Origin of the sequence: Zhongshania aquimaris, assembly GCF_019312595.1 — a bacterium.
Classification (GTDB): Bacteria; Pseudomonadota; Gammaproteobacteria; order Pseudomonadales; family Spongiibacteraceae; genus Spongiibacter; species Spongiibacter aquimaris.
The window spans coordinates 444,190-465,959 of the sequence record NZ_JAHWDQ010000001.1 but is presented as its reverse complement, the minus strand read 5'-3'; the positions used below and the strand labels follow the sequence as shown (position 1 = coordinate 465,959).

The window sequence follows — 21,770 nt, the reverse complement described above, 5'->3', positions numbered from 1 at the left end:
TTCATAGCCTAGAGCTGTGGCTTTGCGATACAATCGCGCCTCTGAAATTCCATCAATTTAGTTTCTCTGAGGTGCAAGCCGAGCGTGTCTAGTCTCGATTTAATTCGCAATTTCTCAATTATTGCTCATATTGATCACGGTAAATCTACTTTAGCTGATCGGTTCATCCAAACCTGTGGCGGTTTGACTGAACGTGAAATGTCAGCTCAGGTATTGGATTCAATGGATATCGAGCGCGAGCGCGGTATTACCATCAAAGCCCAGTCGGTCACACTTAACTACACCGCTCTTGACGGCAAAACCTACCAGCTTAACTTTATTGATACCCCTGGCCACGTCGATTTTTCTTATGAAGTATCGCGCTCACTGGCTGCCTGTGAGGGTGCGCTGCTCGTTGTTGACGCCGCGCAAGGCGTGGAGGCCCAGTCGGTTGCCAACTGTTATACGGCGATAGAGCAGGGCTTAGAAGTACTGCCTATCTTAAATAAAATGGATTTGCCGCAAGCTGATCCTGATAAGGTAAAGCATGAAATCGAAGAGATTATTGGTGTTGATGCCAGTGAGGCTGTTGCGGTGTCAGCTAAGTCGGGCATGGGTATTATTGATGCTTTAGAGCATTTGGTGGCCAAGATTCCACCGCCGGTTGGCGATCCAGACGCACCGTTACAGGCCTTGATTATTGATTCGTGGTTCGACAATTACCAGGGGGTCGTCTCCTTGGTACGTGTTAAACACGGCACGCTCAAACGTGGCGATAAAATAATTACTAAGTCTCTTGGTAAGTCGCAAGTCGTGGACTCGTGCGGTATTTTTACACCCAAGCAAACCGCGACAGGCATATTGCGCGCCGGTGAGGTTGGGTTTGTTATAGCGGGTATCAAAGATATTCACGGCGCCCCTGTTGGCGATACGTTTACCCACGCATCTACGCCAACAGTTGCATCACTGCCTGGCTTTAAAAAGGTGAAACCGCAGGTTTATGCGGGATTGTTCACGGTGTCGACAGAAGACTACGAAGATTTTCGAGTTGCCTTGAGTAAGCTAACTCTAAATGATGCGTCTTTGTTCTATGAACCAGAAAGTTCAGACGCACTCGGTTTTGGCTTCCGCTGTGGCTTTCTTGGCACGCTGCACATGGAAATCATTCAGGAGCGTTTGGAGCGTGAGTATGACCTTGATTTAATTACCACTGCGCCGACCGTAATCTATGAGGTGCTGAAGAAGAATGGCGAGGTGGTGATGGTTGATAATCCCTCGTCGATGCCAGATCCCGGTGAGGTTGAAGAGACTCGAGAGCCAATTGCGAGAGTGAATATTCTTGTGCCACAAGAGCACTTGGGTAACGTGATTAGTTTGTGTGCTGAAAAGCGCGGTGTTCAAAAAGATATGCAATTTCTAGGTCAGCAAGTCTCACTAAATTGGGAAATTCCCATGAGTGAGGTGGTGCTAGACTTTTTTGATAGACTTAAGTCCGTGAGTCGTGGCTTCGCATCCTTGGACTATAGTTTCGATCGCTTTGAAGCGGCAAACTTAGTCAAGTTAGACGTCTTGATTAACGGCGATAGAGTAGATGCCCTTGCGCTAATTGTGCATCGTGACATAGCTCAAAATCGTGGCCGGCAATTAGTTGATAAAATGCAGGAGTTAATTCCTCGGCAGATGTTCGATGTTGCGATTCAAGCTGCGATTGGCGGGCACGTTATTGCCAGGCAAACCGTAAAGGCATTGCGGAAAAATGTAACAGCCAAGTGTTACGGCGGTGATGTGTCCCGCAAGCGCAAGCTACTAGAAAAACAAAAAGCGGGTAAAAAACGCATGAAGCAGGTGGGCAATGTTGAAATTCCACAGACCGCGTTTTTGGCCGTACTTAAAATTGATAGCTAAAGGAAGAATAGCCGCATGGTGAATTTGATTCTAATGGTAGTTGCGGCTATATCGTTAGTCGTTTGGTTGATTCAAGAAATAAAAGGCCGTCGGCAAATGCAGCAAGCGCTGCAGTGGTGTGCAGAAAAACGCACGGCAAGCGATGCAGATAGCTTGCGTCAGCAAGTATTACCGGGCTGGCTTGAGTGGACATACCGTTTAGTCGTCTTTGCCTGGTTCGCGTGGATTGCAAGCGTTGTATTGCTTAAGGACGGAGATTTCGCACTTGCCTTAGTCGTGTTAACGATTGTTGCCGGCATCATTGCTGGTTTAGATCGTTTTGTATTTGAAAAGGCTCGCCAGGCCTACGTAAACGCAGGAAATGTTGCCGTTTACATAACCTACTTTGTAAAACAGGACCAAGATTCTCTAAAATCTGAATTTGGTGGAATGCTGCCCATTGCCGAAAATGCGAGATCATTTTTTCCCGTATTATTGGTGGTATTGGTCTTGCGCTCCTTCGTGATTGAGCCGTTTCAGATTCCGTCGGCGTCGATGGTACCTAGTCTAGAAGTTGGCGATTATATTCTGGTGAATAAATTTAACTACGGATTACGTCTACCGGTTATTGGCACGAAAATTCTTGAAGTTGGCGAGCCGAAGCGCGGTGATGTGATGGTGTTTTTCCCGCCGAACGACAGCCGCTATTTTATCAAACGTGTTGTCGGCCTACCCGGTGATGAAATTCGCTATGTTAATAAACAGCTTTTTATCAATGGTAATTTAATCCAGCGGACACTGATTGCAGAAGTACCGCCGTTGCAGCCGGTGACACAGATCTTAAGTGAGCAATTGGGTAATGTTGATCATTTGATACACCATGATAAGCGTATTTACCGAGGTGATTTTGTCACTACCGTTGAGGCTGGACACTATTTTATGATGGGTGACAACCGTGACAATAGTAGCGATAGTCGAGTTTGGGGGCAGGTGCCAGAGCAAAATATTGTAGGGCAGGCATTTGCTATTTGGATGCATTGGCACTCCTTTAAAGAGTTACCTAATTTTAATCGTGTTGGTCGTATACGTTAGCGATAGGGCGAAATCATGAGAAAAAAGCAAGTTGGTATGGGGATGATTTCCGCATTTTTGGTTTTAGGATCGGTGATCATCTTTGCGACGATTGCCGTAAAATTAATGCCGATTTATGTGGATTATTGGACATTGACGCGGATTATTAATGACGTCGTTACTGAAGACCGGGATGAGGATCCAACCCCAGCCGGTATTCGTCGCGATTTATCTAGTCGCTTTATCACCAATCGTGTAGAGGCGATTTCTTTGCGCGATATCAAAATCGGCAATGATAAAAAGGGTGTTGTTATTGATGCTCGCTACGAAAAGAGAACGCCGATTATGTTTAATATCGACGCAGTGGTTCGATTTGATGAAGCACTGTTTGTGGTGCCTCGGAGTTAAGTTTGAAAACTCCTGACGAGCTCTGCCAGAGAATCGGTTACCAATTCAAAGATGAGTCCTTGCTTGCAATGGCCATTACTCATCGCAGTTTCAGTGCAAATAATAATGAACGAATTGAGTTCTTGGGTGATTCCCTGCTCAATATGATCATTGCTGAGGCCTTATATCGTCGCTTTCCAGATCTTAGGGAAGGAGAACTCAGTCGAATACGCGCCTTGTTAGTCAGCGGTAAGACCTTGGCTGAACTGGCCACAGAATTCGACTTAGGCAGTTTTCTGCGCTTAGGCGCTGGCGAAAAGAATACCGGTGGTCATCGCCGTAATTCAACCCTTGCAGATGCAGTTGAGGCGCTGATAGGCGCGATTTACATTGAATCAGGTTTTGATACCTGCCGCGAACGGGTTTTGTCCTGGTTTGAATCTCGACTTGTGGCGCTCAACCCAGAATCTAGTCATAAAGATGCTAAAACGCGGCTGCAAGAGTTCTTACAGGCGCGAAAGCTGCCATTGCCTGATTATCAGCTTCTCGAAACGGAAGGCGCCGATCATCAACAAACATTTATAGTGAGCTGTTCGGTATCGCTGTTGAAATCAACGATATCGGCCTCGGGTAGCAGCCGTCGCAAGGCCGAGCAAGCTGCTGCTGACAAGGTGCTGGTCGCCTTAAAGGATGCCGAATGAGTAACGATGTAGTAAACGACAACAATACCCAACGCTGTGGCTTTATCGCCATAGTTGGACGCCCTAATGTTGGGAAGTCGACGTTGTTGAATCATATCTTGGGTCAGAAAATCAGTATTACGTCGCGCAAGCCACAGACTACTAGGCACCAAGTACTGGGGATAAAGACGGAGGGTGCGAATCAATTTATCTATGTTGATACACCGGGTTTGCATCTCAAAGAAGAAAAGGCTCTGAATCGCTATATGAATCGTGCGGCAAGCTCGGCGATGAAGGATGTCGATTTAGTCCTGTTCCTGGTGGATAGAGACCGGTGGACGGATGACGACGAGCTGGTTCTGCGCAATCTAAAAAATGCGCGATGCCCAGTGATAGTAGTTATCAATAAAGTTGATCGTCTCGACGATAAAGGGCAAATTTTGCCCATGATTGAAACGCTACAGGCACGACATACCTTTGATCACGTGGTACCTGTATCCGCTTTGCGTGGTCATAATAGAGAAGAGTTAGAAGCCGTTATTGCGCGGTTCTTGCCTGAAAATGCCCATATGTATCCTGAGGATCAAATTACTGATCGCAGTGAACGATTTTTAGCGGCAGAGTTGGTGCGCGAAAAAATTATGCGTCAATTGGGGGAAGAGATCCCTTATTCAATGACTGTTGAGATTGAAGAGTTTAAAGCGTCACCTCGACTGCTAGAAATTAGTGCCTTGATCTTGGTTGAGCGGGACGGCCAAAAGAAAATTATCATCGGTGAGGGGGGCAGTCGCCTTCGTCAAATTGGTACAGAAGCTCGTAAAGATATGGAAATTGCCTTTGATAACAAGGTGATGTTGCGCTTGTGGGTGAAAGTGAAATCCGGTTGGGCTGATGATGAGCGCGCCTTGCGCAGCCTTGGTTATAACGACTTTAAAAAGTAATGAATAGGGTAGATGGCGCGCCGTGTTTTGTTTTGCATTTGCGACCATACCGCGATACCAGTGCTCTTGTTGAGTTATTTAGTTTAGACCACGGTCGTTTTACCTGTGTAGCGAAAGGTTTGCGGGGGGGGAGTCGCTCGCGACAGCAGTGGCGTGCGGCACTGCAGGTTTTAAATTTAGTATCGGTAAGTTGGCAGGGGCGAGGGGAACTAAAATCTTTGCTCGATGCGCAACATCAACGCAGTTACGCCTTAAAAGGCCGATCTTTATACTGCGGGTTTTATATGAATGAATTGTTAGAGCGCTTGCTCTACCGACATGACCCGCACCCTGATGTATTCCTCAGTTATACCCATTGCTTGAGTGAGCTTGAGCGCGATGCGCCGCTGGAGCCAACACTGAGACGTTTCGAATTTGGTCTTTTAGAGTCCTTAGGCTACGGCGTGAATTTGACGTTTTGCGCCCACAATGGCGAGGCTGTGCATTCTGATGCGCATTACAGGTTTGATGCGGGAGAGGGCTTTGTACACGTAGCAAGGGATGCGCCGGGGCTTATCTTTTCTGGGGCCGATTTATTACAGTTGGCGGTCGATGAATATAATGACACCACTTTACGTGCAGCAAAAAAATTAAGCCGCCAATTATTGCAGCCCTTGCTTGGCGACAAACCACTGCAAAGTAGGGCATTATTCGCTAATAGTGGGGTGTCGACAAAAGTGGATCTCTGAGTTTGATTGCTATGTATTCAAATAGTAAATTGTGATCTGCAACATCAAGCTTCAAAGACCACGTTTAAGTCGTGTTGATCCTGCCAGTGCAATAAGTCGTCTATCGCATTAATTAAAGCGGATACGTCCTGTCCGTCTACTCCGTTTTCTGCGGTTTCAAGCAGTTGTTCAAATGCTAAAACCTGCTTTTTTAGTGAAGGTGTGCCGGTATAACAGCAAGCTCCTTTTAAGGTGTGATTGATAGTGCGAAGCCTTTCCTGATCACCTTTTTGCGCTGCGTTTACCAAGTCTTGCCGCTGTTGCGGTAGCGCTTCGAACAGCATCCCAAGCATGTCAGCCGCCAGCTGTGGTCTATTTTTTGTTAGACGAAGGCATTCGCCAATATCTACGGGTCTAGGAGTATCTAAGTCATCATTTACAATGGGTAATTTCAGATGCTTGCTGAGTAGGGTGGCGAGCTGAGACTCGGATATTGGTTTGCTAAAGTAGTCATTTATACCTGCCTTACGCAGCTGCGATGGGTTTTCAGGCGATAAGTAAGCGGACAAGGCGATGATCGGTGTGTCGGTGTTTAATCCGCTGTTTCGGATCTGTCTGCTGGTTTCGATGCCGTCCATTTGCGGCATTTGAATATCCATAAAAATGAGATCAAAGGTTTTTTCGCGACATTGCTGAAGCGCTTCTGCTCCATTTTGAGCAAAGTGGGTATGGATCGCCATATCAGCCATAAAATTTCCCAAAATATGTAAGTTTGATGGGTTGTCATCCACGGCAAGAATATTGGCGTTGGGGAAGCTTGGGATTTGGCTTTGCTTTTTGGTGGTGTACTCAAAGCCTTTATAAAGCGCGTCAAATAGCTTTATATGAGAAAAAGGTTTGTTCAAGTAAACGTGTTTAGTGTCGTCCCTAGATTGCTCGTTATAGTCAGTGATAATCACGGCTGCTTGAGTGACCTCTGGGAGTAGTTTGCTTAAATCTGTGCGTGCATCGACGCTAATAACATAGTAATCGGCAAGTTTTAAATCTCGTATATTGGTGCAGTGTTGAACATTGAGTCCCCACGATAAAAATAGCGAGTTAAGTGCTTGATAGTGCAACTCGCTCGTGTCGTACAGGGTGAGTGATTTACCCTTCAATACGCTAAATTCACGAAGCTTGATGGCGTTACTGCAGGGAGACAGATTTAAAGTAAACCAGAACGTGGCGCCATGGCCTGGTTCGCTAACAATACCGATCTCTCCACCCATCTGCTCCACTAGGCCTTTTACGATCACCAAGCCTAAGCCGGTGCCACCGTATTGCCGGGTAATTGACGCATCGGCTTGACTAAAATCTTTGAAAATTTCCTGCTGTTGGTCCTTGGATAGGCCGATACCGGTATCGCTAATTTGAATCGTAAGGCTGACATTATTTTCATCTATTTGATTGCTTGAAATGGCGATTTTTATGTGTCCTGCCGGTGTGAACTTAATGGCATTATTAATTAAGTTGGTCAGGATTTGTCGCAGACGGAGGCCGTCAACGAAGACAGTTTCGGGTGTTCCTTCCTGGATAATTAATACAAATTCCAGTTTTTTTTCATTGGCACTAGGAGCGAGAAGTTGCAGGGTATCTTCCACGGCTTCACGAAGGTTGACTGGGGCATTGTCTAAAACCAGCTTCCCCGCTTCTAACTTAGAGAAATCCAATATATCGTTAATGATAGTAAGCAAACTATTGGCAGAGTTGTGTATTGTTTCGATGGCATCGCGTTGCCGAATTTCTAGTTCCGACTTTAGCAAAATTTTACTGAAGCCGATTATGCCGCTCAATGGCGTGCGAATCTCATGGCTGGTGTTGGCTAAGAACTCTGATTTTATGCGGCTTGCATTCACGGCTTCGCGACGTGCTAAATCTAGTTCGATATTTTGAACCTCCACCGTTTCTAGCGTCTCTCGGAGGTCGATATTAGTTTGTTCAACATTTCGTTGAAGTTCTTGTAGCTCTCTTTGATGCGCATTGTTGAGTTGATTGAGCTCTTCGGCAATCTCGTTAAATTCGCCATTTTCGGGTATGTGGGCGTGGAAGTTTTTGGGGCCCGTTGCCATCTTGCGAATGGTTTGACGCAGAGTGGCGAGGTCTGATGCCAAGGATTGATTAATGTAACTCGTCAGGCTGACGCACATAATAAACGCAAGCACCAAAAAAACAGTGCCTAATAATAGCGTTTGGTATAGATGTATTTTTAAGTGACGCCAGTCAAATTGCATGACGATCCAGCCTACTACCGGTGACACCGCTGATGTATTAATAGCAGGAGAAACAATGGGCTGACGGATTATCATTCCGTCGTCTAACAATTGGTACTGAGCTTCTTGCTCGCCAGGGCGTATAGCCGTAATTGATAAGTTAGATTTTGGGCCCGCGTGGGTAATGAGCTGCCTATCGGCGGAGTATATTCCGATTGCCTTTACTGCGGTTTCTTCTAGTGATGCGGTAGTAATATGGGCGAGAGTGTCATGATGCCCATCTGCTAGCACATGCTCAGTGAGGACCGCGAGTTGTTGGCTTGAGGTTTTGGCCCGCTCAGTCATCAGATTATGCAGTTCATTTATCTGACTGAACATCAGGTAGGCACTTAGCGCCACTGATAAAGCGAGAATGGGTAACAGGCCCATAACCAAGATCAATTTTCTTATTCCCAATCGAGCGCGCATCGCTTGGTGGAGCCTTTTACTGTTGCGGTGTTATTATCATGACCGAAAATTGCGGCCGCTGCCATGAGGCTTGAAGATAGGTTTGCAAAGTTAGAACCTAAATTACTACGTAAGTGGTAATGCTAAAAGTGTTAAAATCAGCAGGCGATATTTATCTACTGGGCACAGATTGTATTTATGAAAGAGTTTCCGACGATTGATCAGTTTATTGGCAACACCCCATTGGTGCGTTTACAGCGCTTGGGAGGCGCGACCAGTAATACAATCTTGGTCAAACTAGAAGGCAATAACCCTGCTGGATCGGTTAAAGATCGCCCGGCCATGAGTATGATTCTGCGAGCAGAGCAGCGGGGCGACATCACCCCCGGTGACACCTTGATTGAAGCTACCAGTGGTAATACCGGCATAGCCCTGGCTATGGCGGCCGCCATCAAGGGCTATAAGATGATCTTGATTATGCCTGACCACATGAGTGCGGAACGTAAATTGGCGATGGCTGCCTATGGCGCTGAATTAGTCGAGGTCTCGCAGGCTTCCGGCATGGAAGGGGCTCGAGACTTGGCTTTGGCGATGCAGGCGAAGGGCGAGGGGAAGGTACTTGATCAATTTTCTAATAGCGACAACCCTCAGGCGCATTACGAGGGAACAGGGCCGGAAATTTGGCGTCAAACCGACGGGCGTATTACGCACTTTGTTAGCTCGATGGGGACGACGGGAACCATTATGGGGGTTTCCCGGTACTTGAAAGAACAAAATTCAGCTATTGAGATAATTGGCCTGCAACCCGACGGTTGTTCAAGTATTCCTGGAATTAGACGCTGGCCTGAGGCCTACCTGCCCAGTATATATGACGCTGTTCACGTTGATCGTGTCATTGATATGGACCAGCGCAGCGCGGAAACCACGATGCGTGCAATGGCGGCACAAGAAGGTATTTTCTGTGGTGTGTCATCGGGCGGCGCTGTTGCGGGGGCACTTCGTGTCAGTGAGACGGTTGAAAATGCGCTGATTGTCGCTATTGTTTGCGACCGCGGTGATCGATATTTATCTACTGGTGTTTTTGATGCGTCTTTGGCTAATTGAGCGAATACGAGTTTTTTAGGATGTATATGGCAGTGGGCAATCAGCGATGGTAAAGGTAAGGGAAGACTTTCCGCGGTTGGAAGGTGGACACGTTGATATTGCTGCGTGGATTGCGCGATTACCTGTCGATACCCAAGTTATTCATACCGACCAGCTTCAGCGCGCTTTTGAACTGGCTGAGCAGTGCGCGGCAAAGCAATTGTCCACTGCGGGTGGTGAAGATTTAAGTAGCTTTTACACCGCATTAGAAATGGTGGAGATATTAGCTGATCTTCATCTTGATCAGGATAGCTTAATTGCCGCAACCCTGTTTAGGGCGGTTCGGGAAAACAGGCTTAGCCTCGCTGAACTTGAACAGCATTTTGGTAAACCGGTGGCAAAGTTGGTCGACGGTGTACTGGGCATGGCAGCTATTTCAAAAGTGAATGCTGAGCTCGATACGCCGGTTCTGGGGCAGTCAGAGGCGCAGAGCGAAACGATTCGAAAAATGTTGGTCGCGCTGGTTGATGATGTGCGCGTTGCGCTAATCAAGCTTGCTGAGCGGACATCTGCAATTCGCTCCGTCAAGAATAAGCCGGACAAGCGTTACCGGGTTGCTCGAGAGGTCGCTGATATCTATGCGCCCTTGGCTCACCGGCTTGGGATCGGGCATATAAAATGGGAGCTAGAAGACCTTTCCTTCCGCTATTTACAGCCATTGGCGTATAAAAAGATCGCCAAATTACTGGATGAAAAGCGGTTAGATCGCCAGCACTACATCGAAGATGCCATTGATATTCTGGATAAAGCGCTTAAAGCCGACAATATTCAGGCTGATATTGCTGGTCGAGCGAAACATATTTACAGCATTTGGCGAAAAATGCAGCGCAAAGGCATTGGCTTTTCGCAGGTGTATGACATTCGTGCATTGCGAGTATTGGTGCCAGATGCGAAGTCCTGCTACGCCGCCCTAGGTTTGGTGCATGGGCTGTGGCGCAATATTCCCAACGAGTTTGATGATTACATCGCCAATCCCAAAGAAAATGGCTATCGCTCCTTACACACAGCTGTAATTGGACCAGATGGCAAGGTGCTGGAAATTCAAATTCGCACTCGCACCATGCATGATGAAGCCGAATTTGGGGTGTGTTCTCACTGGATGTATAAGGGAACGGACCGCGGTGCCAAAACCACAAACAGCTACGATGAAAAAATTGCGTGGTTGCGACAGGTTCTTGACTGGCATGAGGAGAGTGGCAGTAACAGCGACGTTGCCGAACAGTTTACGCGTGCACAAGACAGGGTTTATGTCTTTACTCCAGATGGTCACGTGGTGAACTTACAAAATGGCGCAACACCGCTGGACTTTGCTTTTCATATACACACCGAAGTGGGCAATCGCTGCCGGGGTGCAAAGGTTAATGGCCGAATTGTACCATTAACATACACGCTTAAAACCGGCGAACGAGTAGAGATTCTTACCGGCAAAGACAGCGAGCCGCGCAGGGATTGGCTGCAAAGTAACCTCGGATACTTAAAAACATCTCGGGCGAGAACTAAGGTTCAGCACTGGTTTCGCCAGCAGGCAAAAGAAGACAATATTATTGCTGGTCGCGCGCTTTTAGATAAAGAATTTAAACGCCTTGCTTTAAATAGTATTGATTACAAATTTCTCGCTGATCAAATGCATTGCGCGAGTGTAGACGACATGTACGCGGCGGTTGGCGCAGGCGAAATTAGCATGTTCCAGTTGATACGTGCTGCAAATAACCTTGCTGGCCGAGATGAAGACAATAGTCAGTCGATACTGAGATTGCGGCCTGCAAGTAGCAAAGGTAACGACGGTAGTCAGGTACGGATTAGCGGCGTCGGCAATTTGATGACGTACATTGCGCGCTGCTGTAAGCCTTTGCCGGGTGAGGCGATCTCTGGATATATCACTGTAGGTCGTGGCGTCAGTGTTCACCGCCAAGATTGTAATAAATTACTTCAGCTACAAAGCGTAGAACCCCAGCGGATTATTGCCGTAGATTGGGCTGATGCACAAATTGATACATATCCTGTCGATATAGAGCTGACAGCCTATGATCGCCAGGGCTTGTTGCGCGATATTACGATGCAATTGGCTACTGAAAAGGTCAATGTCGTGTCACTTAATACCGTCACGGATACCGCTAACCATATGGCAACGATGAACATCAGGTTAGAAATACGAGATCTTGCGACATTGTCAGATGTACTGAGCCGCTTGAACGGTTTACCGAATGTCGTAAGCGTGAAGCGCATACGGGAGAGCTGATAGGTGAGTTATACGATCGCGGATTTGCAATATCTGATGGTGAGGTTACGTGATCCGCTAACGGGTTGTCCCTGGGACCTTAAGCAAACCCCAATTACAGTGGTTCCGCATACATTAGAAGAAGTTTATGAGTTAGTGGACGCCATAGAGCAAGGTGACTCAGCGCAGGTTCAGCAAGAGCTGGGTGATGTATTATTCCAAGTGATTTTTTATAGTCAGTTGGCATCTGAACAAGGCAGTTTTGATTTTTCAAATGTCGTGAATGATATCGTCGAAAAATTGTTGCGACGCCACCCACATGTATTTCCAGATGGAAGCTTAACCTCGCGACGAGCCACCATAGCTCCTGATGATGCGGCGATTAAGGCGCGTTGGGAGGAGATCAAGCAAGACGAGCGCCAGCAAAAATCACAACACAGTGTCCTAGACGATGTCCCGCAGGCGCTGCCAGCACTAACTAGAGCTATGAAATTACAAAAACGTGCATCACAAAGTGGTTTTGACTGGCGTGAGCTCTCTCATGTAATTACCTCATTGCGAGATGAGCTTGAGGAGCTTGAAGAAGCAATAGCTCTCGGTGAGGCAGCGGCCATTGCCGATGAAATGGGTGATGTGCTTTTTTCTGCCGTGAATCTAAGTCGCCATCTCGGTCTTGACGCCGAAACCGAAACTAGAAATGCGAGCAAAAAATTTGAGCGACGGTTTCGGTTTGTTGAGCAGCGTTGTAAGGAAATGGGAGTTTCTGGGGAAGGCGGGACCGTAGACCCCCAGTTAGATCTGTTTTGGAATGAGGCCAAGGCCGCCGGCCTCTAATTTGTGTTGCGCATCGGTTTAAAAGCCCGGGCGCAGAGTGCGGCCTAGTAGTTAATGATTGTCTAAGCGCTTGTATCGGCTGAGATGCTTTTCAGTCAAAGACAGATAGCGCGGTGTAGGGCCGATATCTTCATAGAGAGGGTCACCTTGCTCGTCGAAGGCCACTACCTTTGAGCCTTGCTGGTAGGGCATGACACTTTCCATCTCATCGAGAGCGGCGGTCAACAGGTCCGTGATGAGCTCTTCTATATTACGACGCGGATATAGTTCTGCCAGTGCATTTAATCTGGCGGCATCTTTAATAGAAAGTCGCACATCATAGCTGTCTGCAGTTAGGGTACCAGCAGCTGTTTGTTCCCATAACGATAATAATTCTCGCACTTTCATAAATAGCTTCCTGTCTTTTGAGGCCTTGTAGAAAATGTTGCCTGCCAAGAAATAATACCTATTTAGTGTATGTTTTTGCTAGCATGAATGGCGTAAATAGTGTTGTGAGACAGCGTGGAACTATTCTGTGCTTTTACCCACCATTTATCTCTGCCGCTATTTCAGTTTAGTAGCTAATTTGAGTATGCGTATAATTTTCGAGCATGGGCCGTAGGTTTGGCACAGCAATTGCGACTGCAAGCACTTAAATAGCCTCTAATTATCTATTTCAGCGGCTATCTATAGTGGTTAGTAGGGCGGCAAGTCTTGTGTGGCGGGCCATTGCTGTGTATCGTTGTGCGCTTTTGCTGCGGCGGCCCCTACGCTGCAGGCTATGATTTCGTAACCTTTTGGGGAGTTTCCCGCTATGCGCGTTATATTATTAGGGCCACCTGGGGCAGGTAAGGGCACTCAGGCTCAGTTCATTTCTGAAAAATTTGCGATTCCGCAGATCTCTACTGGAGATATGCTGCGAGCAGCCGTAAAGGCGGGATCACCGCTTGGGCTTCAGGTAAAAGCGGTAATGGCTTCTGGCGGTTTGGTGTCAGATGAGACGATTATCGGCCTTGTTAAAGAGCGAATTACCCAAGATGACTGCAAAAATGGGTTTTTGTTTGATGGGTTTCCACGCACTATTCCTCAGGCCGAAGCCTTAATTAGTGCTGGGGTGATTATTGACCATGTGGTTGAAATTGCCGTCGCCGACGAAGAGATCGTAATGCGCATGAGTGGACGCCGCAGTCACGAAGGGTCGGGCAGAACGTACCACATCGTATACAATCCGCCGAAGCAAGAAGGTATTGATGATGTCACCGGAGAGAAGCTAATTCAGCGAGAGGACGATCAGGAAGATACCGTTCGCAATCGTCTGAATGTTTATCACGAGCAAACCAAACCACTGGTTTCTTTTTACGGTAGCTTAACGGGCGATCAAGCTCCTAAGTATTCTCGTATTGAAGGGGTCGGTAGCGTTGCCGAAATTACTCAGCGGGTGTTCAGCGCCCTCGATTCGTGAAAATCGGATCACAAATAAAAAAGGCACCTCCGGGTGCCTTTTTTGTTTTAATTAATCGAATTGTAGCGATAATTCGTATATCGACAAAACATCAGTAGACTTGAAATGAAATCAACAGGCATCGTATTTATCAATTTGGGCACACCTGATTCACCGGATACGGCGGCGGTAAGAAAATTTCTGCGTGAGTTTTTATCGGATCCACGGGTGGTAGAGGTGCCGCGTGTCATTTGGGTGTTGATACTTTATTTGATTATCCTGCCGTTTAGGTCGCCCCGTGCGGTGCGCAATTACAAACAGGTGTGGATGAATGATATATCGCCTCTGCGCTATTTCTCGCAGCGCTTAGTAGATGGTACCGGCAGAAAGTTGGAGGTAGATTATCCAGATGCCGATATCCATACGCGTTTAGCGATGACTTACGGTGATGTCAGTATTGCTAGCACTATCGACGAATTGATCGATCTTGGGTGCGAGCGATTGTTTTTTGTTCCTTTATATCCCCAGTACTCGGCAACTACAACCGCTGCGGTGCATGACCAAATTTGCAAAGCCTTTTCTGCGATTAGGGATATACCGCAGTGGGGTTGGGTGAAAAGCTATTATGATCATCCTGCATATATTTCAGCGTTGGCGAGTACGGTTCGTCAGCATTGGTCTGAAAACGGCAAAGCTGAATTATTGCTGATGTCGTTTCATGGTATTCCTAAGCGCAATGTTGAATTAGGGGATCCGTATCAGGCGCATTGCGAAAAGACTGCCGAGGCGTTAGCACTTGAACTCGGTCTTATTGACGGCGAGTGGATAAGTACATTTCAATCCCGTTTAGGCAAGGCGGAATGGTTGCAACCATATACTGATAAAACCGTGATCAGTCTTGCGCGGAATGGCAGCAAAACTTTAGATGTTATCTGTCCGGCTTTCGCTGTTGAGTGTTTAGAAACGCTAGAAGAAATTGCAGGCGAGGCGCGTGAGTTTTTTGTCGAAAATGGCGGAAATGAGCTTCGCTATATTCCATGTCTAAATGACGGTGAGGCGCACCAAAATCTCCTAATTTCTCTTTGTAGGTCTTTTTTGGAAGAAAAAAACGTAAATTTTCGATAAATATTAAGAAAAAGGCATTAATTAAAAGACTTTTTTTTGCGTTGGTTATTTTATGTGCTATTTTTATTGCCATAAATACCAGCATCGTAATCGTCAAGGAGAATAAATGATGCCAGCTAGTAAAACCAGTGTGAAAAAAGTGCCAGCCAAGCGCAAGCCGCGAGCTAAAAATGCAATCTTAACAAACCCTGTTGTAGCGAAAGCCGAAGAGGGTTTGAAAAAGGTTGAGGCAATGGTTGCAGAAGAGCGCAAGTCGCTTGCTGCGGCAAAAGCCAAAGTTGATGCTGCTCGTGCAACAGCTAAGAAAACTTCACGTGCTGCTGATAAAAATGCAGTTAAGCGTGCGGCTGCTGCAGCTGACAAACTTAACGCAAAATTGAAAGCAACTCGTGCCAAGGCTGCAGCTACTAAAGCAGCTGTTGCCAATGCTAAAGCCCTGGCTCGCATTAAGGCATCGGAAACCGCAGTTCAGCAAAAAATTGCTGAGCGTTCTACTGCACTGGCTAGCAAAGCTGACGCAGATTTGGCGAAGGCAGTTAAGTTGTTTGAACAGCGCTTCAAGAAAAAGCGTTTGGCTGCAAATAAGCTGAAGTTAGCAGCTATTGAGAAAAAATTGGTTGCTAAGCATAAGCAAGCAGTAAAACAGATGAGTGCTAAGATTAGCGACCCAAAAGTGGCTGCCGTTGCTAAAGTAAGTGCAAAAGCACCCGTCGCCAAAAAAGCAGCACCCAAAAAGGCTGCAGCTAAGAAAGCAGCTGTAAAAAAGGCGCCAGCTAAGAAAACCGTAGCTAAAAAAGCACCGGCCAAAAAGGCAGTGGCTAAAAAAGCAGTAGCCAAGAAGGCTCCAGCTAAGAAAGCAGCAGCAAAAAAGGCGCCAGCTAAGAAAGCCGTCGCTAAAAAAGCGCCGGCCAAAAAAGCAGTGGCTAAAAAAGCAGTAGCCAAGAAGGCTCCAGCTAAGAAAGCACCTGCGAAGAAAGCTCCGGCGAAAAAAGCGCCAGCAGCCGTTGTTACACCAGCTGTAGTAGAGGCACCGAAGTCAGAATAATCACTTGATTATTCTGCTTTGAATTAAAAAGGAGGCGAAAGCCTCCTTTTTAATATCTGCTTATTAAGTTGTCTAATTTAGTTCTGCCAAATCGGCTTGGCTATTGCAATTTTTAAATGCAAATTGCTGCCCGCGGAAGTCCGCTTTTACGATTTTGTGCTGCTCATACCAACGATGTACTTGTCGATTACCCGCTTCTAAATATTCTTGAAGAGATTCCTTTAGCTGTATTCTTATTAGTGCAAATAAATATTGTTCTCGTTCGCCATCATGTGCGTAGCAAATGTCGGCATTGTTTGAGGTTAGCGACACCGCTAATTGTTCGTAAATGTCTAGTGGGGCTAAGGGGCTATCGCAGGGCAATACTAGTAAGTAGGAGGTGTTAGCAATTTGCATTGCCGCGTAGATACCGGCTAAAGGACCCTCGTAGTTAGTATCTTGCACTGTTGTACCATAGGCATTGTATTGTTCGATGTTGCGGTTGCAGCTGATAATGAGGTGAGCAATGTCTTTGGGAATGACGTCTAACATATATGTGATAAGTGGGCGCCGCCGCCAGGTAAGTAGGCCCTTGTCTTGGCCGTCCATTCTGCGACCTTCGCCGCCGGCTAAAATAAGTGCGGTAACCTCTCTTGCGCAGATACTATTTTTTGACATGTTTATTCCCAGTTTGAAACATCTAGATCGGTCTAGGGGCTGTTGACGTTTGGGCATCCCCTCTGCTGATGCTATTTTTGTGACCGTGGATAACTCCGCTAAACCCCGCGATGTGCCTTATGTTATTATTCTGCCGCATGAAAACTCTGAATAGTAACCCCGCTCAACGGCAGATTTAATGACAAGTTTACTCGCGATTGAGGCTTCAACAGAAGCATGTTCTGTGGCGCTGATCTATAACGGCAAAGAAAGTGAAGATTTTCGCCTTTTACCTCGAGCTCACACCCGCTATTTATTGCCAATGGTTGATCAAATATTATCTGATTATGGCATTGGTGTAGCTGATTTGGATGCTATTGGATTTTCTGCGGGTCCGGGTTCGTTTACAGGCTTACGCGTGTGCGCGGGTCTAGTTCAGGGCCTTGCTTTTGCAGCAGACAAGCCGGTTGTCGCGGTGTCGACATTGCAGGCAATCGCTCAGGGCGAGGCTGATCGGCTTGGCTTAGCTGAGGGCAACGTACTTTTACCGAGCCTAGATGCGCGAATGGACGAGGTATATTGGGGCGAGTATTGTTATCGCAATGGCATTGCCGAACCGCTAACTGCGGATAGCCTGCGTTCACCTGAGTCGATATCGGTCATTGCGGGCGAAAATTCGGTATATGGATTTGGTAATGGTTGGAATTATATTTCGCGATTTACCGTGGACGGCGCTTTGAATAGCATCGATATCGATGTTTACCCCCGCGCTCAGGCGGTGCTTAAACTGGCGACATTGGCGTTTCAGCGCGGTGAGTACGTGACTGCGGAGTTGGCGCAACCGGTTTACCTGCGCGACAGCGTCGCGTGGCAAAAATCTTAAATAAATCTCTAGGGCGTTGATGACGATGGATTCATTACGAGCGGTAATTCTTGCCGCCATTCAAGGATTAACAGAATTTCTTCCGGTTTCCAGCTCCGGTCATCTCGTTCTGCCGCAAACCCTGCTGGGCTGGGAAGACCAAGGCCTCGCCTTTGATGTGGCGGTGCACGTCGGGTCTCTGTTGGCGGTGTTGTGGTATTTCCGTCTACAAGTCGCTGCGATCTTGGGCGATTGGATTGTTAGCCTGGTGTCTAAGCAGCAAACGGAAAATAGCCGTTTGGGTTGGATGGTTATCGTTGCGACGATTCCCGCTGTGTTGGCGGGGCTGATCTTCAACGACATTATTGAAGCGCATTTGCGGTCCGGTTACGTTCTCGCCAGTACTACGCTGGTATTTGGGGTGCTGCTGGGTGTGGTTGATCGCTATGCTAAACATGGCAAGCAGCTGGCGGATATCGGCCTGCGTATTGCCATTATCATTGGCCTTGCTCAGGCCATCGCTCTTATTCCCGGTACCTCTCGCTCGGGTATTACCATCACGGCGGCACTGATGCTGGGGCTTAATCGCAGCGATTCAGCACGGTTTTCGTTTTTACTATCTATGCCAATTATCGCCGCGGCAGGTTCGTATAAATTATTGGAATTGATTGAGAGTAGTGACCCGGTGGCGTGGAATTATCTAGCCATTGGTGCGGCGGTATCTGCGCTAACTGCTTACGCCTGTATTCATGTTTTTATGCGTTGGGTTGAGCGTATGGGGATGATGCCGTTTGCGATCTATCGTGTCTTACTAGCGGGCGTCTTATTCGCCGTCCTAGCGTCTTAAATCTGAAATGGGTTACGGTCAATGAAAGTCGCGTTTATTGGTTTAGGTACAATGGGCTACCCCATGGCGGGGCATTTATGTCGTGCTGGGTACTCCGTATCGGTTTTTAATCGCAGCACAGAGAAAGCACAAAAATGGTCCGCGGAGTTTGGCGTTGACGCGAGCGAAACCATCGCAGAAGCGGTTGCCGAAGCGGAAGTTGTCGCCGTGTGTTTGGGCGCCGACGAAGACGTGAGAGCGGTATTATGCGAAAAGCAGGGTGTTTTTGATTCAATGCCAGCTAACGGCATTGTCGTAGACCACTCAACAACATCAGCGGGTCTTGCCCGAGACATGGCAGACGCCGCGCAAGAACGTCAACTTCACTTTATTGATGCCCCGGTTTCCGGCGGCCAAGCTGGCGCAGAGAAGGGATGCCTGACGGTGATGGCAGGTGGTGATTCAACAGCGTTTAATGCCATCGAGCCAATTCTTGCTGCGTATGCGACTCGTTTTCAGCTGCTGGGGCCGGTGGGGTCTGGGCAGCTCGCAAAAATGGTAAACCAAATCTGTATCGCTGGCTTGTTACAAGGCTTGGCCGAGGGCGTGCACTTCGGTGAACAGGCCGGATTAGATATGCCTGCGGTTATCGATGTTATTAGCGGCGGAGCAGCGCAATCTTGGCAGATGGATAATCGCGCGAAAACCATGTTAGCCAATGAGTTCGATTTTGGCTTTGCGGTTGATTGGATGCGAAAAGATATCGGCTACGTATTGGATGAAGCGCGTAAGCGCAAAATCAACTTGCCAGTAACTGCATTAGTTGATCAGTTTTATACCCAGGTTCAGAATTTAGGTGGCGGGCGTAAAGATACTTCCAGCTTATTACTTGCGTTGCAAAGTTCGAGGCCAGATCAGTGCGATGGAAAGGTTTAGTGAACTCTGTATTCGAAGCTGTTTTCGCCATAGCGGCGTCCGCGTTGTGCGCTCTTGTCGATACAAAAAATATTCTAGTTATTCAGCGGAGCCCTAATGTCTGAGATGAATCTGTTTAATAAAAATTTGCGCACATTTTTAGATGCCAGCCCGACACCATTTCATGCCGTTGAAGAGATGCGGGTGCGTTTACTTAATGCGGGTTATATCGCGCTGAATGAGCGTGATGATTGGAAGTTGGAGGCGGGTAAGGGGTATTACCTTATTCGTAATGGGTCTTCTATTGTTGCGTTTCACTGCGGTAAAAATCCGATCCAAGAGCGCGGTTGGCGAATGGTAGGTGCGCATACCGACAGTCCAAATTTAAAAGTAAAACCAAGCCCAGAGTTACATCGTCAGGGTTATTTTCAACTTGGTGTTGAAGTGTATGGCGGCGCCTTACTCAACCCGTGGTTTGATCGTGATCTCGGCTTGGCTGGGCGGGTAAGTTACGAGAGTACGCAGGGGCAGTTATGTAGCGCCTTAATTAATATTAATCGCCCGGTCGGCGTTGTCCCCAGCCTGGCGATTCATCTCGATCGCGAAGCCAATAATGCGCATTCGGTTAATCCGCAAAAAGACCTTCCGGTCGTGATACTGCAAAGCGAAAACTCGCAGGATTTTCGCGATATGCTTGCCGTGGAACTGGCTCGTCAAGAACACATTGATATTGCTAAGGTGCTCGATTTTGAACTGAGTTTTTACGATTGTCAGCCGTCGGCGATGGTGGGTTGGAATGAAGACTTTATTGCCAGTGCTCGCCTGGATAATTTGCTGTCGTGTTATATCGGCCTAGAGGCCTTGCTAGCGGCAGGTGGCGGCGAGCACAGGGTGTTGGTGTGCAATGATCACGAAGAAGTGGGCAGCCAGTCCGCGGTGGGTGCACAAGGCCCTATGTTAGAGTCGGTGCTGCGTCGAATAGCGGGTGATGAAGTTTCTTGGCAGCGCGCAATTGCCAATTCAATGATGATTTCAGCGGATAATGCCCACGGCATACACCCCAATTTTAGTCATAAGCATGATGGTAATCACGGCCCTCTCCTAAACGCCGGCCCGGTGATTAAGAACAATGTGAACCAGCGTTATGCGACAAACAGTGAAACTAGCTCGTTATTTCGCCGCCTGTGCGTGAAAACTGACGTGCCAGTGCAAAGCTTTGTAGTTCGCAGTGATATGGCCTGTGGTAGCACGATAGGGCCCTTGACGGCCTCCGCAATTGGTGTGAAGACCTTGGATATCGGTGTGCCGACCTTTGCTATGCACTCGATTAGAGAGTTGGCGGGCAGTCAGGATGCGTTTAATTTGACGAAAGTACTGGCCGCATATTTCCAACTGGACTCCGTTTCAGGCACGGATTAATTGGTATTTGATTGTCGCTAGTGGAGCGCCATTGAAAGCAGCGGCCGTTGAAGGTCACCCCGATTTTCAACGGCGCTTGCGAACTACTTTACTGACTTGAAATCGGGTTTGCGCTTTTCAGAAAACGCCAGCAAGCCTTCGCGTCCTTCTGGGCTGCTAACGCACCGGGCTATGCCGCGACTTTCTATTTCCAGCTGGGTTTCCAGGGAATTTGAATAACTACCAAGCAACAGCTGCTTGATTTGGCCGTGCGCCATTTGCGGGCCGCTGGCGAGTTTGTTGGCAAGCGCTTCCGCTTCGCTCATGAGCTCTTCTGTGACAACAACTTTTGTCAGCAATCCCCAGTCTAGTGCTTCCTGAGCAGAAAGAACGCGGTTCGTTAACATAAGCTCCTGGGTACGGCGCAAGCCGATTAATCTGGGTAAGTAAACACTGGAGCCGCCGTCGGGACTAGCGCCAATACCCGTATAGGCCATGGTGAATTTTGCTTTTTCAGCGGCGATTACAATATCGCCAGATACTGCGAGACTAAAGCCAGCACCGGCGGCGGTGCCGTTGATAGCGACAATAAGTGGGGCTGCCATACGCGCGAAGCGGGCATTAGCTGAGTGCAGGCAAGCGGTTACATCCTTAAGGAGTAACCCGACATCGTCGCCCGCCGCAAGAAAACTAGGGACGTCGCCACCTGCGCAAAACATATTGCCAGTGGCGGTGAGAATCACTGCGCGAATACTGCTATCTTCATCGCACACCATTGCCACATGCATCAACTCTTGCGCCATTTCTAAATTGACGCTATTTGCTGCATCGGGGCGATTTAAGGTGATTTTGGCAATGCCGTTGGTATTTTCCCACTGTAAGGTATTGTATTCGCGCATAGCGGTAGTGTGATCCCGGTAATTGTATTAAGGCGAAGAGGGTAATGGAGCGGTAATCATGCGTCAATTCACAAAACTATCGTTTCACCAATGGATATTTAACG

General features: G+C 47.7%; 20 protein-coding genes. 16 read left to right on the top strand and 4 right to left on the bottom strand.

The features are described 5' to 3' along the window. Positions 1 to 84: 84 nt before the first annotated feature. The 6 genes from lepA to recO are packed head-to-tail and all read left to right on the top strand — an operon-like array spanning position 85 to position 5,670. Positions 85 to 1,884, top strand: coding sequence for a translation elongation factor 4 (lepA, locus tag KXJ70_RS02230; RefSeq protein ID WP_219041825.1), 1,800 nt, complete (start codon positions 85 to 87; stop codon positions 1,882 to 1,884). Positions 1,885 to 1,899: 15 nt separating this feature from the next. Beyond that, positions 1,900 to 2,955 (top strand): signal peptidase I, encoded by a 1,056-nt coding sequence (lepB, locus tag KXJ70_RS02225; protein ID WP_219041824.1) that lies wholly within the window; start codon positions 1,900 to 1,902, stop codon positions 2,953 to 2,955. Positions 2,956 to 2,970: 15 nt separating this feature from the next. Next, positions 2,971 to 3,342 (top strand): DUF4845 domain-containing protein, encoded by a 372-nt coding sequence (locus tag KXJ70_RS02220; protein WP_219041823.1) that lies wholly within the window; start codon positions 2,971 to 2,973, stop codon positions 3,340 to 3,342. Positions 3,343 to 3,344: 2 nt separating this feature from the next. Continuing rightward, positions 3,345 to 4,022 carry a ribonuclease III gene (gene rnc, locus KXJ70_RS02215; protein ID WP_219041822.1) on the top strand — a complete coding sequence of 226 codons (678 nt, stop codon included), beginning with the start codon at positions 3,345 to 3,347 and terminating at the stop codon, positions 4,020 to 4,022. Next, on the top strand, positions 4,019 to 4,942 hold the full coding sequence (era, locus tag KXJ70_RS02210) for a GTPase Era (RefSeq protein WP_219041821.1): 924 nt from the start codon (positions 4,019 to 4,021) through the stop codon (positions 4,940 to 4,942). The genes rnc and era overlap by 4 nt, the downstream gene beginning before the upstream one ends. Then, positions 4,942 to 5,670, top strand: a complete 729-nt coding sequence (recO, locus tag KXJ70_RS02205; RefSeq protein ID WP_219041820.1) for a DNA repair protein RecO — start codon at positions 4,942 to 4,944, stop codon at positions 5,668 to 5,670. Before era ends, recO begins: the two co-directional genes overlap by 1 nt. A gap of 44 nt (positions 5,671 to 5,714) precedes the next feature. Here the strand turns inward: recO and KXJ70_RS02200 are convergent, their stop codons facing one another. Continuing rightward, on the bottom strand, positions 5,715 to 8,339 hold the full coding sequence (locus KXJ70_RS02200; protein WP_219041819.1) for an ATP-binding protein: 2,625 nt from the start codon (positions 8,337 to 8,339) through the stop codon (positions 5,715 to 5,717). A 204-nt stretch (positions 8,340 to 8,543) separates the two neighbouring features. On the opposite strand from KXJ70_RS02200, the gene cysM reads away from it, so the two are divergent. The 3 genes from cysM to mazG are packed head-to-tail and all read left to right on the top strand — an operon-like array spanning position 8,544 to position 12,540. Then, the gene (gene cysM, locus KXJ70_RS02195; protein ID WP_219041818.1) at positions 8,544 to 9,449 is read left to right on the top strand and encodes a cysteine synthase CysM; all 906 of its coding nucleotides are present in this window, start codon (positions 8,544 to 8,546) and stop codon (positions 9,447 to 9,449) included. A 46-nt stretch (positions 9,450 to 9,495) separates the two neighbouring features. Further along, complete coding sequence (relA, locus tag KXJ70_RS02190) at positions 9,496 to 11,727, top strand: GTP diphosphokinase (protein ID WP_219041817.1); 2,232 nt, start codon at positions 9,496 to 9,498, stop codon at positions 11,725 to 11,727. 3 nt (positions 11,728 to 11,730) lie between these two features. Beyond that, the gene (mazG, locus tag KXJ70_RS02185; protein WP_219041816.1) at positions 11,731 to 12,540 is read left to right on the top strand and encodes a nucleoside triphosphate pyrophosphohydrolase; all 810 of its coding nucleotides are present in this window, start codon (positions 11,731 to 11,733) and stop codon (positions 12,538 to 12,540) included. 51 nt (positions 12,541 to 12,591) lie between these two features. Here mazG and KXJ70_RS02180 read toward each other — a convergent pair whose 3' ends face one another. Further along, positions 12,592 to 12,927, bottom strand: a complete 336-nt coding sequence (locus KXJ70_RS02180) for a type 1 pili tip component (RefSeq protein ID WP_219041815.1) — start codon at positions 12,925 to 12,927, stop codon at positions 12,592 to 12,594. A gap of 406 nt (positions 12,928 to 13,333) precedes the next feature. On the opposite strand from KXJ70_RS02180, the gene adk reads away from it, so the two are divergent. The 3 genes from adk (at position 13,334) to KXJ70_RS02165 (ending at position 16,130) form a co-directional block, all read left to right on the top strand. Continuing rightward, positions 13,334 to 13,981, top strand: coding sequence for an adenylate kinase (gene adk / locus KXJ70_RS02175; protein WP_219041814.1), 648 nt, complete (start codon positions 13,334 to 13,336; stop codon positions 13,979 to 13,981). 105 nt (positions 13,982 to 14,086) lie between these two features. Further along, positions 14,087 to 15,085, top strand: coding sequence for a ferrochelatase (gene hemH, locus KXJ70_RS02170; protein ID WP_219041813.1), 999 nt, complete (start codon positions 14,087 to 14,089; stop codon positions 15,083 to 15,085). A gap of 106 nt (positions 15,086 to 15,191) precedes the next feature. After that, a complete protein-coding gene (locus tag KXJ70_RS02165; protein ID WP_255558163.1) occupies positions 15,192 to 16,130 on the top strand; it encodes a histone H1-like repetitive region-containing protein in 939 nt (312 codons plus the stop codon). A 72-nt stretch (positions 16,131 to 16,202) separates the two neighbouring features. Here KXJ70_RS02165 and mobA read toward each other — a convergent pair whose 3' ends face one another. Then, positions 16,203 to 16,787, bottom strand: a complete 585-nt coding sequence (mobA, locus tag KXJ70_RS02160) for a molybdenum cofactor guanylyltransferase MobA (RefSeq protein ID WP_219041812.1) — start codon at positions 16,785 to 16,787, stop codon at positions 16,203 to 16,205. A 178-nt stretch (positions 16,788 to 16,965) separates the two neighbouring features. Here mobA and tsaB point away from each other — a divergent pair, with 178 nt between their 5' ends. The 4 genes from tsaB (at position 16,966) to KXJ70_RS02140 (ending at position 20,788) form a co-directional block, all read left to right on the top strand. After that, entirely contained in the window at positions 16,966 to 17,649 is a 684-nt protein-coding gene (gene tsaB / locus KXJ70_RS02155; protein ID WP_219041811.1) for a tRNA (adenosine(37)-N6)-threonylcarbamoyltransferase complex dimerization subunit type 1 TsaB, read from the top strand. A gap of 25 nt (positions 17,650 to 17,674) precedes the next feature. After that, complete coding sequence (locus KXJ70_RS02150; protein ID WP_219041810.1) at positions 17,675 to 18,475, top strand: undecaprenyl-diphosphate phosphatase; 801 nt, start codon at positions 17,675 to 17,677, stop codon at positions 18,473 to 18,475. Positions 18,476 to 18,496: 21 nt separating this feature from the next. Next, positions 18,497 to 19,390, top strand: coding sequence for an NAD(P)-dependent oxidoreductase (locus tag KXJ70_RS02145; RefSeq protein WP_219041809.1), 894 nt, complete (start codon positions 18,497 to 18,499; stop codon positions 19,388 to 19,390). A gap of 96 nt (positions 19,391 to 19,486) precedes the next feature. Next, complete coding sequence (locus tag KXJ70_RS02140; RefSeq protein WP_219041808.1) at positions 19,487 to 20,788, top strand: M18 family aminopeptidase; 1,302 nt, start codon at positions 19,487 to 19,489, stop codon at positions 20,786 to 20,788. An 83-nt stretch (positions 20,789 to 20,871) separates the two neighbouring features. Here the strand turns inward: KXJ70_RS02140 and KXJ70_RS02135 are convergent, their stop codons facing one another. Beyond that, positions 20,872 to 21,666, bottom strand: a complete 795-nt coding sequence (locus KXJ70_RS02135; protein WP_219041807.1) for an enoyl-CoA hydratase/isomerase family protein — start codon at positions 21,664 to 21,666, stop codon at positions 20,872 to 20,874. Positions 21,667 to 21,770: the final 104 nt, after the last annotated feature.

Coding starts and splice junctions, on each gene's coding strand:
- lepB (WP_219041824.1), top strand. CDS start 1,900: ATGGTGAATTTGATTCTAATGGTAGTTGCGGCTATATCGTTAGTCGTT.
- KXJ70_RS02220 (WP_219041823.1), top strand. CDS start 2,971: ATGAGAAAAAAGCAAGTTGGTATGGGGATGATTTCCGCATTTTTGGTT.
- era (WP_219041821.1), top strand. CDS start 4,019: ATGAGTAACGATGTAGTAAACGACAACAATACCCAACGCTGTGGCTTT.
- recO (WP_219041820.1), top strand. CDS start 4,942: ATGAATAGGGTAGATGGCGCGCCGTGTTTTGTTTTGCATTTGCGACCA.
- cysM (WP_219041818.1), top strand. CDS start 8,544: ATGAAAGAGTTTCCGACGATTGATCAGTTTATTGGCAACACCCCATTG.
- relA (WP_219041817.1), top strand. CDS start 9,496: ATGGTAAAGGTAAGGGAAGACTTTCCGCGGTTGGAAGGTGGACACGTT.
- KXJ70_RS02180 (WP_219041815.1), bottom strand. CDS start 12,927: ATGAAAGTGCGAGAATTATTATCGTTATGGGAACAAACAGCTGCTGGT.
- adk (WP_219041814.1), top strand. CDS start 13,334: ATGCGCGTTATATTATTAGGGCCACCTGGGGCAGGTAAGGGCACTCAG.
- hemH (WP_219041813.1), top strand. CDS start 14,087: ATGAAATCAACAGGCATCGTATTTATCAATTTGGGCACACCTGATTCA.
- KXJ70_RS02165 (WP_255558163.1), top strand. CDS start 15,192: ATGATGCCAGCTAGTAAAACCAGTGTGAAAAAAGTGCCAGCCAAGCGC.
- mobA (WP_219041812.1), bottom strand. CDS start 16,787: ATGTCAAAAAATAGTATCTGCGCAAGAGAGGTTACCGCACTTATTTTA.
- tsaB (WP_219041811.1), top strand. CDS start 16,966: ATGACAAGTTTACTCGCGATTGAGGCTTCAACAGAAGCATGTTCTGTG.
- KXJ70_RS02150 (WP_219041810.1), top strand. CDS start 17,675: ATGGATTCATTACGAGCGGTAATTCTTGCCGCCATTCAAGGATTAACA.
- KXJ70_RS02145 (WP_219041809.1), top strand. CDS start 18,497: ATGAAAGTCGCGTTTATTGGTTTAGGTACAATGGGCTACCCCATGGCG.
- KXJ70_RS02140 (WP_219041808.1), top strand. CDS start 19,487: ATGTCTGAGATGAATCTGTTTAATAAAAATTTGCGCACATTTTTAGAT.
- KXJ70_RS02135 (WP_219041807.1), bottom strand. CDS start 21,666: ATGCGCGAATACAATACCTTACAGTGGGAAAATACCAACGGCATTGCC.